The organism is Dysosmobacter sp. HCP28S3_G4 (genome assembly GCF_052065175.1).
Taxonomy (GTDB): domain Bacteria; phylum Bacillota; class Clostridia; order Oscillospirales; family Oscillospiraceae; genus Oscillibacter.
Window position 1 is genome coordinate 82042 of the sequence record NZ_JBQHUP010000003.1, and the last position, 16487, is coordinate 98528.

Consider the following 16487-nt stretch of genomic DNA (forward strand, 5'->3'; position numbering starts at 1 on the left):
ATATGAAATACTACAGCACCCGAGACGTATCCCTGCGCTATGACGCGGCGGATGCCATCAAGATGGGACTCAGCCGTGACGGCGGCCTGCTGACCCCCTGCCAGATTCCCCAGATCGGCCGGGCCTTCCTGGAGAGCCTGGTCCCCGCGTCCTATCAGGAGCGGGCCGCGAAGATCATGTCCCTGTACCTGACGGACTACACCGAGGCGGAGCTGAAGTCCTTTGCGGACAACGCCTACGGTCCCGACAAGTTCGACACCGCCGCCGTGGCCCCCGTCCGGAAGGTGGACGACCGCACCTACTGCCTGGAGCTGTGGCACGGCCCTACCTCCGCCTTCAAGGACATGGCCCTGCAGATGCTGCCCCAGCTGCTGTCCGCCGCCCTGCGGAAGACCGGCGAGGACAAGACCGTCTGCATTCTGGTGGCCACCTCCGGCGACACCGGCAAGGCCGCCATGGAGGGCTTCGCCGACGTGCCCCAGACGAAGATCATGGTCTTCTATCCCAAGGACGGCGTCTCCGCCATCCAGGAGCTGCAGATGGTGACCCAGGACGGCGCCAACGTGGGCGTCTGTGCCGTGGTGGGCAACTTTGACGACGCCCAGACCGGCGTGAAGCGCATCTTCTCCGACGAGGCCATCCGGGCGAAGCTGGCGGACCGGGGCTTTTTCCTGTCCTCCGCCAACTCCATCAACTGGGGCCGCATCCTGCCCCAGGTGGTATACTATATCTCCGCCTACTGCGACCTCCTGCGGGACGGAAAGATCGCCATGGGCGATAAGGTGAATTTCTGCGTGCCCACCGGCAACTTCGGCGACATTCTGGCGGCCTATTACGCGGAGCGCATGGGCCTGCCCGTGGGCAAGCTGATCTGCGCCTCCAACCGCAACGACGTGCTGACGGACTTCCTGCGCACCGGCGTCTACGACCGGAACCGTCCCTTCCACACCACCATGAGCCCCTCCATGGACATCCTGATCTCCTCCAATCTGGAGCGTCTGCTGTTTGACCTGTCCGGGGAGAACGACGCCGAGATCCGGGAGTACATGGCCGCGCTGTCCAAGGACGGCAGGTACGAGGTGTCCGAGGAGATCAAGGGCAAGCTGAAGGAACTGTACTGGGGCGGCTTCTGCGACGAGGAGGGCACCGCCGCCTCCATTGCCAAATATTATAAGGAGTACGGCTATCTCATCGACACCCACACCGCCGTGGCGGCCAACGTCATGGAGCAGTACCGCGTCGCCACCGGCGACGATACTGTGACGGTGTTCGTCTCCACCGCCTCTCCCTACAAGTTCGGCGACAGCGTTCTTACCGCCATCGGAGAGACCCCGGCGGAGAACAGCCTGGACCGCATCGGCCAGATGCAGGAGCTCACCGGCGTCCCGGCCCCGAAGCGTCTGGCGGCCCTGAAGGGCAAGGCCCGGCGGTTCGACCTGACCTGCGAGAAGGCGGGCATGGACGACGTGGTGCTGGATTTCCTGAAATAATCACGATCAGGGACGGGAGATTGCAGGTCCCCCCTGCGGGGCAAAACCCCCATTCTCTTTTTCCAGAGGAAAAAGAGAATGCGCCTTTTGATGGTGTAAGAGAAAAAGGCTTGGGCGGCGGCATTCCGGGCTTCGCCCGGAACGCCTTGTTCCGCCCTGTTTACGGGGGCTTTGGCCTGGTAGTAGCCGGGGGCCTGGACTCCTGCGTCAGCCCTTGATATCAACGGAACTCCGGGTCCCGCCCGGAGGCTCCCTGCTCCTTTTTTGCTGCCGCACCCCGGCATTCGCGGAAGCCTCCGGAAACGTCAGTTGGCAGTCTTCCGTAGCCACCGGACTGCGTCAGCAAAAGAGAAGCAGGGAGCCTCCGGGAGCGCCCCAGCGCCAATCTTCCGCAACCACCAATGTGCGGCAGCAAAAAAGGAGCAGGGAGCATCCGGAACTTCCCCCAACTTCCGAAACTGCCATATATGGTTGAGTGATCCAAGCCATCGAATCGCTGCCAGACAAAAACCCCCGTAAAACAGGCGGAAAAAGGCATTTCAGGCGGAGCCTGAAATGCCGCCGCCAGCGTCTTTTCTCTTGACACCATCAAAAAGCGCTTTCTCTTTTCGGCGCAACCGAAAAGAGAAAGGGGGTTTTGAAGCCGCTGGTCTCCACCGGCACCCCCGTCCTGACGGGAAAAGGTTTTGAAGCCGCCGGGCTTCCCCGGCGCCCCCACGCCCCGGGACGGGGCGCATATCCAAAAATCCCCGCGTAAGCGGATAAACAAGAAAGGGAGTGGTCAAATGGCCCTCTATGCCATCGGGGACCTGCACCTCTCCCTGACGGCGGACAAGTCCATGGAGGTCTTCGGACCGGCGTGGGAAAATTACGTGGACCGCATCCGGGAGTCCCTGTCGGTCCTGACAGAGGAGGACACCCTCATTCTGGCGGGGGACACCTCCTGGGGGATGTCCATGGAGGAGGCGGAGGCGGATTTCCGCTTCCTGGATCAGTTTCCCGGCCGGAAGCTGCTGGTAAAGGGCAACCACGACTACTGGTGGAATACGGTGTCCAAAATGAAGCGTTTCTTCGAGGAAAAGGGCATCCGGACCCTGGACTTCCTCCACAACAACTGCTTCTTTTACGGAGATCTGGCCCTCTGCGGCACCCGGGGCTGGTTCTTGGAGGAGGAGCAGAAGCCCCACAACGCCAAGGTCCTGAACCGGGAGGTCCTGCGGCTGGAGATGTCCCTGCAGGCGGCGGGGGAGGGGCCGAAGCTGTGCTTCCTCCACTATCCGCCGCTGTACCAGGGCTACCAGTGTCCGGAGATCCTGGCGGTGCTGGAAAAATACCACGTGGAGACCTGCTGCTACGGCCATCTCCACGGCCCCGCCATCCGCCGGAGGTTCGAGGGAGAGCGGCACAATACCATGTTTTCCCTGATTTCCGCCGACTATCTGGAATTTACCCCAAAAAAAATTTGCGAATAAACGAAATAAGTATAGATTTTTTTATTATTTTCTGTTAGAATCAGGTGTTGCACCGGTTCTGAGCCGATGATGAACGGAGGAATAAACAAAATGAGTGTGAAAAGCTGCGAAAAACTGGAGAAGAATCAGGTCGCTCTGACCATTGAAGTGGGCGCAGAGGAGTTTGAGGCCGCCGTCGAGAAGGCGTACCGCCAGAAGCGGAAGGATATCCGGGTCCCCGGTTTCCGTCCCGGCAAGGCTCCCCGCCAGCTGATCGAGAAGATGTACGGCGCCGAGGTGTTCTATGCCGACGCCATCGACCTGGTTTGGTTCGACGCATATAAAAACGCAGTGACCGAGGAGAAGCTGCAGGTGGTGGGCGATCCCAGCGTGGAGCTGGACGGCCAGGTCACCAAGGACGGCTTTACCTTCAAGGCCACCGTTCCCGTGTATCCCGAGGTCACCCTGGGCCAGTACAAGGGCCTGTCCGCCCCCAAGGCGGAAGTGAAGGTCACCGCCGCCGACGTCAACAAGCGTCTGGAGGAGCTGGCCGAGCGCAATACCCGTCTGGTGTCCGTGGAGCGTCCCATCGAGACCGGCGATGTGGCCGTCATCGATTACAAGGGTGTTGACAACGGCGTTCCCTTCGACGGCGGTTCCGCCGAGAACTACAGCCTGGAGATCGGCTCCGGCTCCTTTGTCCCCGGCTTCGAGGACCAGCTCATCGGCATGAAGGCCGGCGATGAGAACGACATCAACATCACCTTCCCCGAGGACTATCACGCCGAGCTGGCCGGCAAGGCCGTGGTGTTCCACGTGAAGATCAACGAGGTCAAGGCCAAGGACGTCCCCGCCATGGACGACGAGTTTGCCAAGGACGTGTCCGAGTTCGACACCCTGAAGGAACTGAAGGCCGACCTGAAGAAGAAGATCACTGAGGAGCGGGAGGCCTCCGCCAAGCAGGCCTTTGAGGACGAGCTGATGCGTCAGGTGGCGGAGAACATCACCTGCGACGTGCCCCAGGCTATGGTGGACACCCAGGCTCACCGCTTCGTGGACAACTTCAAGATGCAGATTCAGTCTCAGGGCATCCCCTATGACCAGTATCTGAAGATCACTGGCATGGAGGAGAGCAAGCTGTTCGAGGACGCCAAGGAGCCCGCCCTGCGGCAGGTGCGCCTGGACGTGGCCCTGACGGAGATCATCAAGGTGGAGAACATTGAGGCCACCGACGAGGATGTGGAGAAGGAGTACGCCTCCATGGCCGAGAAGTACGGCATGGACGTGGAGACCGTGAAGAAGTACCTGACCCGCGAGGTGGTGGAGGACCAGGTGAAGACCCAGAAGGCCATCGCCGTGGTCACCGAGAGTGCCATCGCCACCAAGCCCGAGGAGCCTGAGGAGGGCGAGGAGAAGCCCAAGAAGAAGGCCGCCAAGAAGACCGAGAAGAAGGCCGAGGAGCCGGAAGAAAAAAAGGCTGAGGAGACGGAAGAATCCAAATAATTCCGGGCATACTAATTCCGGGAGAGCCTGAACGGCATACAAGCGCGGTATGCTTTTACATGAGTTCGACAAATTCTCGCAAGGCAATGTGGTATCATGGACCGGTCCTGTGCCGGAGCGGTCTGTGATGCCCGGATGGCTCCAGCGCCGGAAGTCCTCCCTCCGGGGACCGCGGCGCTGTTGCCATATCCATCGTGTGTGGCCGGGACGGGAGAGGAACAACTGGAGAGCATTCATTCAAGGAGGTCACAACTAATGAGTTTAGTCCCTTACGTGGTAGAGCAGACCAACCGGGGAGAGCGGTCCTACGACATCTTCTCCCGCCTGCTGAACGACCGTATCATCTTCCTGGGTGAGGAGGTCAACGCCACTACCGCCAGCCTGGTGGTGGCCCAGTTGCTGTATCTGGAGGCCCAGGACCCGGACAAGGACATTCAGCTGTATATCAACAGCCCCGGCGGCTCTGTCACCGACGGCATGGCCATCTATGACACCATGCAGTATATTAAGTGCGACGTGTCCACCATCTGCGTGGGCATGGCGGCCAGCATGGGCGCGTTCCTGCTGTCCTCCGGCGCCAAGGGCAAGCGTCTGCTGCTGCCCAACGCGGAGGTCATGATCCACCAGCCCTCCGCCGGCACCCAGGGCAAGGTGACGGATATGGAGATCGACGTGGAACACTTCCTGCGGATCAAGAAGCGGTTGAATGAGATCCTGGCGGAGAATACCGGAAAGACCTCTGAGGAGATCAAGGCGGCCTCTGAGCGGGATCACTGGATGACCGCCCAGGAGGCGCTGGACTTCGGCCTGGTGGATAAGATCATCCAGCACCGCTGAGACGGAACAAGGGGCGCGGCCCCAACGGCAAATACTTGTTGAATCTGAGGTAGTACCATGAATGACGACGGTAAGAAGTCCCTTCGCTGTTCCTTCTGCGGAAAGCACGAACAGCAGGTCCACAGAATGATCCAGGGGCCGGGCGTGCGCATCTGCGATGAGTGCGTCCAGCTGTGCATGAGCATCCTGAACGACGGCTACGAGGATACCGGCAGCGATCTGGACGATATTCCCGACAAGCTGCCCACCCCCAGAGAGATCCGGGAGGTGCTGGACCAGTATGTCATCGGGCAGGAGGAGGCGAAGATCGCCCTGTCCGTGGCAGTCTACAACCATTATAAGCGGATCTATTTCGGCGGCGGAGACGACGTGGAGCTGCAGAAGAGCAACATCCTGCTCATCGGCCCCACCGGCTCCGGCAAGACGCTGTTCGCCCAGACCCTGGCCCGCATTCTGCAGGTGCCCTTCGCCATCGCCGACGCCACCACCCTGACGGAGGCCGGCTACGTGGGCGACGACGTGGAGAACATCCTGCTGCGCCTGCTCCAGGCCGCCGACTTCGACGTGGAGAAGGCGGAGCGGGGCATCATCTACGTGGACGAGATCGACAAGATCGCCCGGAAGAGCGAGAACACCTCCATCACCCGGGACGTGTCCGGCGAGGGCGTGCAGCAGGCGCTGCTGAAGATCGTGGAGGGGACTGTCGCCAACGTGCCGCCTCAGGGCGGCCGGAAGCACCCCCATCAGGAGTTTATCCAGGTGAACACGAAGAACATTCTGTTCATCTGCGGCGGCGCCTTCGACGGTCTGGACAAGATCATCGAGCGCCGGGTGGAGGAGAAGAGCATCGGCTTCGACGCCCCCATCGCCAGCAAGAAGAACAAGGACGTGGGCCAGCTGTTCAAACAGGTCCAGCCCCACGATCTGCTGAAATTCGGCATCATCCCCGAGCTGGTGGGCCGTCTGCCTGTGGTGGCGTCTCTGAACAGCCTCAGCAGGGAGGACCTGGTCCGCATCCTGACAGAGCCGAAGAACGCCCTGGTGAAGCAGTATCAGAAGCTGCTGGAATACGACGATGTGGATCTGGAGTTCCAGCCCGAGGCGCTGGAGGCCATCGCAGACAAGGCCATCGCCCGGAACATCGGCGCCCGGGGCCTCCGGGCCGTCATGGAGGGCCTGCTGACCCAGATCATGTATGACATCCCCTCCGACCCCACGGTGGAGAAGGCGGTCATCACCAAGGAGTGCGTGGAGGGCACGGGAGAACCCGAACTAACCCGCAATCCCAACAAGATCAACTACGCGGTAAAGCTGAACACCGGCAAGGGAGAGGCGTCCAAGCAGTCCTCCACCCCCGCTTCGGCGTCTTAAATTTCCCCAGTGCATGACAGGAGGGACGCCCTGCGGCGTCCCTCCTTTGCCATACGGCGGGTGTCCGGAGCGCAAGCGCATCCCTGCCGGACACCGCGGAAAGGAGCACCATGGAATCGATAACCCTGAATATTCCCGTTCTGGCCCTCCGGGGCCTGACGGTTTTCCCACATATGAACCTGAGCTTCGAGGTGGAGCGTCTTATCTCCATTCAGGCGCTGGAGCACGCCATGGAGACGGACCAGAAGGTTTTTCTGGTGACCCAGCGGGAGATCGGCGTGTCCGCGCCCCAGGAGCAGGATCTCTATGAGATCGGCACGGTCTCCCGCATCACCCAGATTCTGCGGACCTCCCCCACCTCCGTCCGGGTTATGGCGGAGGGCGAGACCCGGGCGCGGCTGAAGCGCCTGTGGCAGACCACGCCCTATCTCCAGGCCAACGTGGAGGCCATCCCGGAGGAGGAAGAGTCTCCGTCTTTCACCCGCAGCCCCCGGACGGAGGCGCTGCTGCGCCAGACCATCAACCTGTTCGGCGAGTACGCCCAGCAGGCGGGGGGCGTGCCGGAGGAGGTCCAGACCACGGTCCTGGACAGCCGGGACCTGGGCTATCTGGCGGATTACATCGCCCAGAACATCAATCTCCGGGCGGAGGACAAACAGGAGATCCTGGAGGAGCTGAATCCCTACCTGCGCCTGAAGCGGCTGAACCGGATCCTGGCCCACGAAAACGACGTGTTGAGCTTTGAGCGGGAGATGGAGGGAAAGGTCCGTGCCCATCTGGAGCAGTCCCAGCGGGAGCAGATCCTCCGCACCCAGATCAAGGTCATGCAGAACGAGCTGGGAGACTCCGGCGACGATGACGACGAGCTGGAGGACTACCGCAGCCGCATCCTGGAGCTGAAGCTGTCGGAGGACACGGAAAATCACCTGCTGAAGGAGGTCACGAAGCTGTCCAAGCAGCCCTTCGGCAGTGCCGAGGGCGCGGTGATCCGGAACTATCTGGACGTGTGCCTGGAGATGCCCTGGAACACGGAGACGAAGGAGCGGCTCAGCGTGGAGGCGGTGCGGAAGGCCCTGGACAAGGATCACTTCGGCCTGGAAAAGGTGAAGGAGCGCATCCTGGAGACGCTGGCGGTGCGGCAGATGAACCCGGAGGGCCGGGCGCCCATCATCTGTCTGGCGGGCCCTCCCGGTGTGGGTAAGACCTCCATCGCCATCTCCATCGCCAAAGCCCTGAACCGGAAGCTGGCCCGGCTGTCCCTGGGCGGCGTCCGGGACGAGGCGGACATCCGGGGCCACCGGAAGACGTACATAGGCTCCATGCCCGGCCGCGTCATCGAGGCCATCAGCCGCTGCGGGTCTATGAATCCCCTGATGCTGCTGGACGAGATCGACAAGCTGGGCAATGACTACCGGGGCGATCCTGCCTCGGCGCTGCTGGAAGTGCTGGACAGCGAGCAGAACAGCTCTTTCCGGGACCACTTCCTGGAGATCCCGGTGGATCTGAGCCACGTCATGTTCATCACTACCGCCAACACCACCTCCACTATTCCCCGGCCTCTGCTGGACCGGATGGAGGTCATTGAGCTGGGCAGCTACACCGACGAGGAGAAGCTTCAAATTGCAAAGCAGCATCTGCTGCCCAAACAGCTGAAGGAGAACGGTCTGAAAAAGACCCAGCTCCGGCTGGGAGACGACACCATCCGGGCCATCATCCGGGACTACACCCGGGAGTCCGGCGTCCGCCAGCTGGAGCGCCAGCTGGCTAAGGTGTGCCGGAAGGCGGATATGCGCCTGCTGACCGGCGATGTAAAGCGAATCACCGTGACGGAAAAGGACCTGCACGACGCCCTGGGCGCCGCCCCCTATCCTCCCGCCCTCCACACGGAGACAGAGGAAGTGGGCGTGGTCAACGGTCTGGCGTGGACCGAGGCCGGCGGCGAGATCCTGGAGGTGGAGGTCAACGTCATGGACGGCACCGGAAAGCTGGAGCTCACCGGCAATCTGGGCGACGTGATGAAGGAGTCCGTCCAGGCGGCCCTCAGCTGCCTGCGGAGCCGGGCGGTTCAGCTGGGCATCGACCCGGAGTTCTACAAGAAGAAGGACATCCACGTCCACTTCCCGGAGGGCGCGGTGCCCAAGGACGGTCCCTCCGCCGGCATCGCCATTGCCACGGCCCTGACCTCCGCCCTGACGGACCGGAAGATCAACGCCCATCTGGCCATGACGGGCGAAATCACCCTGCGGGGCAGGGTGCTGCCCATCGGCGGTCTGAAAGAGAAGACCATGGCCGCCCTGCGCAACGGCGTCCGGACGGTCATCATTCCCAGGGACAACGTCCGGGACCTGGACGAGATCGATCAGACGGTGCGCTCCGCCCTGCGGTTCGTGCCGGTGAAGACGGTGGACGAGGTGCTCTCCGAGGCCCTGGTGCCCCAGACGGCGAAGCTGCCCGTCCTGCGGAAGGAGACGCCGGAGGCCGCCGCGGCCTGCGCCCCCATCCCGGCGGCCCAGAGCGGCGGCGACGCCGTCCTACGGCAGTAATCAGACAGAAAGAGGGAGTCCATGGCTCTGAATTTTAACAAAACGGAATTCGTCCGGGCTGCCGCCCGGCAGTCGGATTTCCTGCGGGACGGCCTGCCCCAGCTGGCTTTTGCGGGCCGGTCCAACGTGGGGAAGTCCTCCGTCATCAACCGGATCGTGAACCGGAAGAACCTGGCCTATGTAGGGGCGTCCCCGGGAAAGACCACCCAGATCAACTACTTCCGGGTGGACGGCGGCGCCTATCTGGTGGACCTGCCGGGCTACGGCTACGCCAAGGTCTCCAAGGCGGAGAAGGAGCGGTGGGGCCGGCTGATGGAGTCCTATTTCCAGGACGAGGGCGGACTCATCACCCTGGGCGTGCAGATTGTGGACATCCGCCACAAGCCCACCGCCGACGACGTCACCATGTACAGCTGGTTCCGGGACAGCGGCTGCCCCTCCGTGGTGGTGGCCAACAAGCTGGACAAGCTGAAGAAGAGTCAGGTGGAACCGGCGCTGGCCCTGATCCGGGAGACGCTGGAGCTACCGGAGGACACCCTGCTGATCCCCTTTTCCGCGGAAAAGGGCACCGGCCGGGAGGAGTTGATCCGGGCGCTGCTGGCGGCCTGTTCATAAGCGAGATGAGGGAGGCGTTTTCGGACGTCTCCCTTGTTTTCGGAAAAAAGTTTTCAATTCCCCCCTATGCAAAAAGGGGAAAATACGGTACAATAACCAGGAAGAACATGGCCGTCCCTCTGAGCTGCTGAAGCTGCGGAGGAGCGGTGAGAGAGAAACTATTCATCTGGAGGGGAATATCCAATGGACAAAGCGGTTTACAAGCGGGTCCTGCTGAAGATCAGCGGCGAGGCCTTGGCGGGAGACAAGCACACCGGCCTGGATTTCGACGTCATCGGCAGGGTCTGCGACGTCATCAAGGAGTGCCAGGCCATGGGTGTCCAGGTGGGCATCGTCATCGGCGGCGGCAACTTCTGGCGGGGGGCCAAGAACAGCGGCGGCAAGATGGAGCGCACCCGGGCCGACCACATGGGCATGCTGGCCACCGTCATGAACTGCCTGGCCGTGGCGGATGTGATGGAGCAGAAGGGCATCGACGTCCGGGTCCAGACCGCCGTGGAGATGCGGGCCGTGGCGGAGCCCTACATCCGCTCCAAGGCCATCCGGCATCTGGAGAAGGGCCGGGTCGTCATCTTCGGCGCCGGCACCGGCAACCCCTATTTCTCCACGGACACCGCCGCCGTGCTGCGGGCCGCGGAGATCAACGCCGACGTGATTCTGCTGGCCAAGAATGTGGACGGCGTCTACTCCGCCGACCCCGTGAAGGACCCCACCGCCGTGAAATACGACACCATCACCTACGACGAGGTGCTGGCGCAGCACCTGATGGTCATGGACTCCACCGCCACGTCTCTGTCCATGGACAATCACATCCCCGTACTGCTGTTTGCCCTGAAAGACCCTGAGAACATCCTCCGCGTACTGCGGGGCGAGAAAATCGGAACGATCGTAAAGGAGTAATCGTCATGTTGAAGGAAGCCTACAAGGTCTACGAACAGAAAATGAACAAGAGCATCGACTCCGTGGCTGCGGATTTTGCCTCCGTCCGCGCGGGCCGTGCCAACGCCGCCGTGCTGGACCGCATCATGGTGGACTATTACGGCGTCCCCACCCCCATCCAGCAGATCGCCTCCATCAGCTCTCCGGATCCCCGGACGCTGGTGATCCAGCCCTGGGACACCAAAGCCGTAAAGCTCATCAAGAAGGCCATTGAGACCTCCGATCTGGGCATCAATCCCCAGGACGACGGCCGCTGCCTGCGGCTGGCTTTCCCCCAGCTGACGGAGGAGCGCCGCAAGGAGTTGGTGAAGCAGATTCACAAGTACGCCGAGAACGGCAAGGTGGCCATCCGGAACATCCGCCGGGACGCCATGGAAGCCTTCAAGAAGCAGGAGAAGGCCTCCGAGATCACCGAGGACGACCGGAAGCAGGCTGAGAAGGACCTCCAGAAGATGACTGACGACAGCTGCAAGAAGCTGGACGAACTTCTGGCAAAAAAAGAAAAGGAACTGATGGCAGTCTGATGGCCGCCGTCCAACGAAACGATACGGCGGGGCAGGTGGATCAGACACGCCTGCCTCGCCATATTGCGATTATTATGGATGGCAACGGGCGCTGGGCCACCCGCCGGGGACTGCCCCGCACCGCCGGCCACAAGGCCGGGGCGGAGACCTTCCGCCGCATTGCCACCTACTGCAAGAACATCGGCGTCCAGTATCTCACCGTGTATGCCTTCTCCACGGAGAACTGGAAGCGTTCCGCCGATGAGGTCAGCGCCATCATGGCGCTGCTGAAGCGGTATCTGCTGGAAGCGGTGGATACCATGGAGCGGGACAATATCCGGCTCCACTTTTTCGGGGACATGACGCCCATCTCCCCGGAGCTGCGGGCCCTGGCCCATGAGACCGACGAGATCACGGAGCATCTGTCCAAGGACGCCTTCCAGGCCAACGTGTGCCTGAACTACGGCGGCCGGGACGAGATCCTACGGGCGGTGCGGCAGTTCGCCGCGGACTGCACGGCGGGGGAGCGGAAGCCGGAGGAGCTGGACGACGCCCTGTTCTCCTCCTATCTGGACTCCCGGGGAATCCCGGACCCGGAGCTGATCATCCGCCCCAGCGGGGAGCTGCGGCTCAGCAACTTCCTGCTGTGGCAGTGCGCCTATTCGGAGCTCTATTTCACGGATGTGCTGTGGCCGGACTTCGACGAGGCGGAGCTGGACCGGGCCATCGCGGCCTATCAGGCCAGAGACCGGCGATTCGGCGGTGTAAAGAAATAAGAACCTGTATTCACAGCCGCTGAACGCTGCGTAGGCGATCTTTTTCCCGCCATACCGCGTCAATTTTCCTTGCGATCCGTCAGGATGGCTGCGGAAAATTTCCTTGTCTGGCAAGAAAAATTCACGCCTGCCCATCATCCCCCAGCTGTGAATACAGATTCTAAGCCATTTGACAAGAGGACTGGTGTTATGTTCAAACGTGTGATGGTTGCCGTGGTGGGCATTCCGTTTTTGCTGCTGGTGCTGATCTGGGCGCCGGACTGGGCTACCATGGCCTTGGTAGCGGCCATGTGCGCCATCGGCTCCCATGAGCTGATGCACGCCGCTGCCGGAGAGAAAGGTAGGCGTCTCATTCCCCTGTCGGCGGCTGCGGCGGCGCTGGTGCCTGTGTGCGTCTATCTGGAGGAGAGCGTGCGGAACGCGAAACTGACGACCATGCCGGTGCTGCCGGTGACGGCGGCGCTGGCCATGGTGTTCGTGTTTCTGCTGTTTGTCTGTGCCATCCTGCACTACGGCAAGGAGACTGCCATCCCCTTCGCGGACGTCACCGCCGCCATCTTTGGAGGACTGGTGTTCCCGCTGATGCTCAGCTGCCTGCTGCGGCTGCGGTTGACAGGGGGCGTCATCGGCAAGGCGCTGGTGTTCCTGCCCCTGTGCATCGCCTTTGGCAGCGATACCTTTGCCCTGTTTGCCGGGATGCTGTTCGGCAAGCACAAGCTGGCCCCCCATGTCAGCCCCAAAAAAACGGTGGAGGGCGCCATCGGCGGTCTGGTGGGCGGCGTGTTCGGCGCGCTGCTGCTGACCGTGATCGTCACCCATATCATCCGTGACGCTTTCATGGGGCCGGTGCATATCCTGCTGTTCGGCATCATCGGCAGCTTTGTCAGCCAGATCGGCGATCTGAGCTTCTCCGTCATCAAGCGGGAGTTCGGCGTCAAGGACTACGGCAAGCTGCTGCCGGGCCACGGCGGCATTCTGGACCGGTTTGACAGCGTGACCTTCGTCGCGCCCTTCGTGTGGCTGACGATCAGCATACTTCCGTTCCTGTGAGGATATGATCTGCTATGAGTAAAGTGATTTCGATACTGGGCTCCACCGGCTCCATCGGCCGTCAGACCCTGGACGTGGCGGAGCAGCTGGGAACCCGGGTGGCGGCCATCACCGCCAACTCCAACGTGGACCGCGCGGAGGAGCAGGCCCGGAAGTTCCATCCCGCTTTGGCGGTGATGTACGATCCGGCGGCGGCGAAGGAACTGAAAAGCCGCCTGTCGGACACGGATATCCGGGTATCCTCCGGCATGGAGGGCCTGCTGGAGGCCGCGTCGCTGCCGGAGGCGGACACCGTGGTCACCGCCGTGGTGGGCATGATCGGCCTGCGGCCCACGCTGGCCGCCATTCAGGCGGGAAAGCGCATCGCCCTGGCCAACAAGGAGACGCTGGTCTGCGCCGGAGAGCTGGTGATGGCCGAGGCTGCCCGCTGCGGCGCAGAGATCATTCCGGTGGACTCGGAACACTCCGCCATTTTCCAGTGCTTACAGGGCAGCCGGGACCGGAGCGAGGTGCGGCGCATCCTGCTGACCTGCTCCGGCGGGCCGTTCTACGGCATGAAATTTGAGGAGCTGGCGGCCATGACCAGGGCGGACGCCCTGAAGCATCCCAACTGGAAGATGGGTCCCAAGATCACCGTGGACTGTGCCACGCTGATGAACAAGGGCCTGGAGGTCATCGAAGCCATGCGGCTGTACCGTCTGCCGCTGGAACAGGTCTCCGTGGTGATCCATCGCCAGAGCATCGTCCACTCTATGGTGGAGTTCCGGGACGGCGCGGTGATGGCCCAGCTGGGCACGCCGGATATGCGTCTGCCCATCCGGTACGCTCTGACCTATCCGTACCGGGCGGACAGTCCGCTGGAACCCCTGGATTTGCTGTCCTGTCCGCCGCTGACCTTCGCCGCGCCGGATCTGGAAGCGTTTCCCTGCCTGCGGCTGGCCATGGAGGCCGTCACGGAGGGCGGCACCGCCTGCGCCGTGCTGAACGGCGCCAACGAGGCGGCGGTGGGCCTGTTCCTGCGGGACCAAATTGGCTTCAACGACATCCCCGGACTGGTGGCATCTGCGCGGGAGGCGGTGCCTGTCCGGCAGGCCGGGGATCTGGAGGCAATCCTGGAGGCGGACCGGCAGGCCCGCGAGATCGTGCTGGAGGGCAATTTATAAGGAGTTTTTCTGCGTATGACCATCGTTTATATCCTGGCGGCCATCCTGATGTTCGGCCTGCTGATCGCGGTGCATGAGCTGGGCCATTTTCTGGCGGCGAAGGCCTGCGGCGTGCAGGTCAACGAGTTTTCCATCGGCATGGGTCCCTGCCTGTACGACCGGAAGAGAGGGGAGACCCAGTACTCCCTGCGTCTGCTGCCCATCGGCGGCTTCTGTGCCATGGAGGGGGAGGAGGAGCAGTCCGACAACCCCCGGGCGCTGAACAATCAGGGCTTCTGGAAGAAGTTCGGCATCTTTGCCGCCGGGGCGTTTATGAATTTCCTCACCGGCTTTGTCATCGTCCTGATTTTGTACAGCGGCGCCCAGCAGTTTCTGGTGGCCCAGGTCGCGGGGGTGGCCCCGGAGTTTCAGGAGAAAAACGGCGTCACGCTCCAGGAGGGCGACGAGTTCTACGCCATCAACGGCCAGCGGGTCTACGTCTACAGCGACGTCAGCCTGCTGCTGGGCCTCAACCAGGGCGCGCCGCTGGACCTGGTGGTCCTGCGGGACGGTGAGAAGATCACGTACAGCGATCTGGCGTGGGATACGTTTACCGCCATGGACGGGGAAACCTACACCGGCTACGGCATTTACCGCAATGCCCGGACGGAACCGGCCACGGTGCTGAACAAGCTGACGTACAGCTGGCGGAACACCGTGGACTTTGCCCGCATTGTCTGGCTGAGCCTGCGGATGCTGGTCACCGGCGAGGCGGGGCTGAACGACGTCAGCGGACCGGTGGGCATCGTCTCCACCATCACGGAGGTGGGCCAGCAGTCGGAGACCGCCCGGCAGGCACTGGACAACATCCTGTATTTCGCGGCCCTCATCGCCGTGAACCTGGCGGTGATGAACCTGCTGCCCATCCCGGCGCTGGACGGCGGCCATATCTTTTTCCTGATTCTGGACACTCTGGCCATCCGGCTGTTCCGGCGGAAGATCCCCGACCGGTATGAGAACGCCCTGAACAGCGCCTGCTTCGCCCTGCTGATGGGCTTCATGCTGCTGGTGACGTTCCATGACGTATTCAAACTCTTTCAATAGACAGGAGAACAAGGGAGGCATTTTCCCATGACAAAGCGAATCTTCGTGGGCCAGGTGCCCGTGGGCGGCGGCGCCCCGGTGTCCATCCAGTCCATGTGCAATACAAAGACCGACGATGTGGCCGCCACCGTGGCCCAGATCAGAAAGCTGGAGCACGCCGGATGCGAGATCATCCGGGTGGCCATTCCGGATGAGGCGGCGGCGAAGGCGGTGGACAAAATCAAGGAGCAGATCCACATCCCCCTCATCGCCGACATCCATTTCAACTACAAATACGCCCTGATGTGTGCGGAGCGGGGCATCGACGCCATCCGCATCAACCCCGGCAACATCGGTGCGGAGGAGAACGTGAAGGCCGTGGCGGACGCCTGCCGCAGCCGGAGCATCCCTATCCGCATCGGCGTCAACGGCGGTTCCCTGGAAAAGGAGCTGCGGGCCAAATACGGCGGCGTCACAGCGGAGGCGCTGGTGGAGAGCGCCATGGGCCACGTCCGCCTGCTGAATAAGTTCGACTTTGACGACATCTGCATCTCCGTTAAATGCTCCGACGTGCCCCTGACCATGGCGGCCTACCGGCTGCTCCATGAGCGGACGGATTATCCGCTGCACCTGGGCGTCACCGAGGCGGGGACGCCCTCCATGGGCATCATCAAATCCGCCATGGGCATCGGCGGACTGCTGTGCCTGGGCATCGGCGACACCATCCGGGTGACGCTGACGGCGGACCCGGTGGAGGAGGTTTACGCGGGGCAGAAGATTCTGCGGGCGGCGGGACTGCGGAAGACCGGCGTGAACCTCATCGCCTGCCCCACCTGCGGCCGCACCCGCATCGACCTGATCCCCATTGCCGAGGAGGTGGAGCGGCGGCTTCAGAACTGCGACAAGAACATCACCGTGGCGGTGATGGGCTGCGCCGTCAACGGCCCCGGCGAGGCCTCCGCCGCCGACATCGGCATTGCCGGCGGTAAGGGTGAGGGCCTGTTGTTCCGCAAGGGCGAGATCCTCTATAAGGTGCCCCAGGAGCAGCTGGTGGACGCGCTGATGGCGGAGATCGAAAAGCTGTAAGGACATTCAGAATGGCGGGGCGGGGTCCGGCGCCCCGCCCCTTGTCGAAAAAACTCTTTTTTTACGAAACAAGATCTTTTTTTCAAGGGGTTTAACAC

At 62.3% G+C, this 16487-nt stretch carries 14 protein-coding genes; all 14 read left to right on the plus strand.

Annotated elements, in window-relative coordinates; translation table 11 throughout:
• Positions 1 to 2 precede the first annotated feature (2 nt).
• The 14 genes from thrC (at position 3) to ispG (ending at position 16389) form a co-directional block, all read left to right on the plus strand.
• Positions 3 to 1490, plus strand: a complete 1488-nt coding sequence (gene thrC, locus ACTNBU_RS01760; protein ID WP_441030103.1) for a threonine synthase — start codon at positions 3 to 5, stop codon at positions 1488 to 1490.
• A 785-nt stretch (positions 1491 to 2275) separates the two neighbouring features.
• Positions 2276 to 2962: a metallophosphoesterase gene (locus tag ACTNBU_RS01765; RefSeq protein ID WP_441030105.1), complete on the plus strand. Its 687-nt coding sequence runs from the start codon at positions 2276 to 2278 to the stop codon at positions 2960 to 2962.
• A 90-nt stretch (positions 2963 to 3052) separates the two neighbouring features.
• The gene (gene tig / locus ACTNBU_RS01770) at positions 3053 to 4444 is read left to right on the plus strand and encodes a trigger factor (RefSeq protein ID WP_441030107.1); all 1392 of its coding nucleotides are present in this window, start codon (positions 3053 to 3055) and stop codon (positions 4442 to 4444) included.
• Between the two features lie 255 nt (positions 4445 to 4699).
• Positions 4700 to 5281, plus strand: coding sequence for an ATP-dependent Clp protease proteolytic subunit (locus ACTNBU_RS01775; RefSeq protein WP_441030109.1), 582 nt, complete (start codon positions 4700 to 4702; stop codon positions 5279 to 5281).
• 57 nt (positions 5282 to 5338) lie between these two features.
• Positions 5339 to 6652: an ATP-dependent Clp protease ATP-binding subunit ClpX gene (gene clpX / locus ACTNBU_RS01780; RefSeq protein ID WP_441030111.1), complete on the plus strand. Its 1314-nt coding sequence runs from the start codon at positions 5339 to 5341 to the stop codon at positions 6650 to 6652.
• 110 nt (positions 6653 to 6762) lie between these two features.
• On the plus strand, positions 6763 to 9195 hold the full coding sequence (lon, locus tag ACTNBU_RS01785) for an endopeptidase La (RefSeq protein WP_441030113.1): 2433 nt from the start codon (positions 6763 to 6765) through the stop codon (positions 9193 to 9195).
• Between the two features lie 21 nt (positions 9196 to 9216).
• The gene (gene yihA / locus ACTNBU_RS01790; protein WP_441030115.1) at positions 9217 to 9810 is read left to right on the plus strand and encodes a ribosome biogenesis GTP-binding protein YihA/YsxC; all 594 of its coding nucleotides are present in this window, start codon (positions 9217 to 9219) and stop codon (positions 9808 to 9810) included.
• A gap of 183 nt (positions 9811 to 9993) precedes the next feature.
• Positions 9994 to 10710, plus strand: coding sequence for a UMP kinase (gene pyrH / locus ACTNBU_RS01795; RefSeq protein WP_441030118.1), 717 nt, complete (start codon positions 9994 to 9996; stop codon positions 10708 to 10710).
• Positions 10711 to 10715: 5 nt separating this feature from the next.
• Positions 10716 to 11273: a ribosome recycling factor gene (frr, locus tag ACTNBU_RS01800; protein ID WP_441030120.1), complete on the plus strand. Its 558-nt coding sequence runs from the start codon at positions 10716 to 10718 to the stop codon at positions 11271 to 11273.
• Positions 11274 to 11347: 74 nt separating this feature from the next.
• Positions 11348 to 12028, plus strand: a complete 681-nt coding sequence (uppS, locus tag ACTNBU_RS01805) for a polyprenyl diphosphate synthase (RefSeq protein WP_441030122.1) — start codon at positions 11348 to 11350, stop codon at positions 12026 to 12028.
• A 189-nt stretch (positions 12029 to 12217) separates the two neighbouring features.
• Entirely contained in the window at positions 12218 to 13078 is an 861-nt protein-coding gene (locus tag ACTNBU_RS01810; RefSeq protein ID WP_441030124.1) for a phosphatidate cytidylyltransferase, read from the plus strand.
• Positions 13079 to 13092: 14 nt separating this feature from the next.
• On the plus strand, positions 13093 to 14241 hold the full coding sequence (locus tag ACTNBU_RS01815) for a 1-deoxy-D-xylulose-5-phosphate reductoisomerase (protein WP_441030126.1): 1149 nt from the start codon (positions 13093 to 13095) through the stop codon (positions 14239 to 14241).
• 15 nt (positions 14242 to 14256) lie between these two features.
• Positions 14257 to 15324, plus strand: coding sequence for a M50 family metallopeptidase (locus ACTNBU_RS01820; RefSeq protein ID WP_441030128.1), 1068 nt, complete (start codon positions 14257 to 14259; stop codon positions 15322 to 15324).
• A 27-nt stretch (positions 15325 to 15351) separates the two neighbouring features.
• Positions 15352 to 16389: a flavodoxin-dependent (E)-4-hydroxy-3-methylbut-2-enyl-diphosphate synthase gene (ispG, locus tag ACTNBU_RS01825; RefSeq protein WP_441030129.1), complete on the plus strand. Its 1038-nt coding sequence runs from the start codon at positions 15352 to 15354 to the stop codon at positions 16387 to 16389.
• Positions 16390 to 16487: the final 98 nt, after the last annotated feature.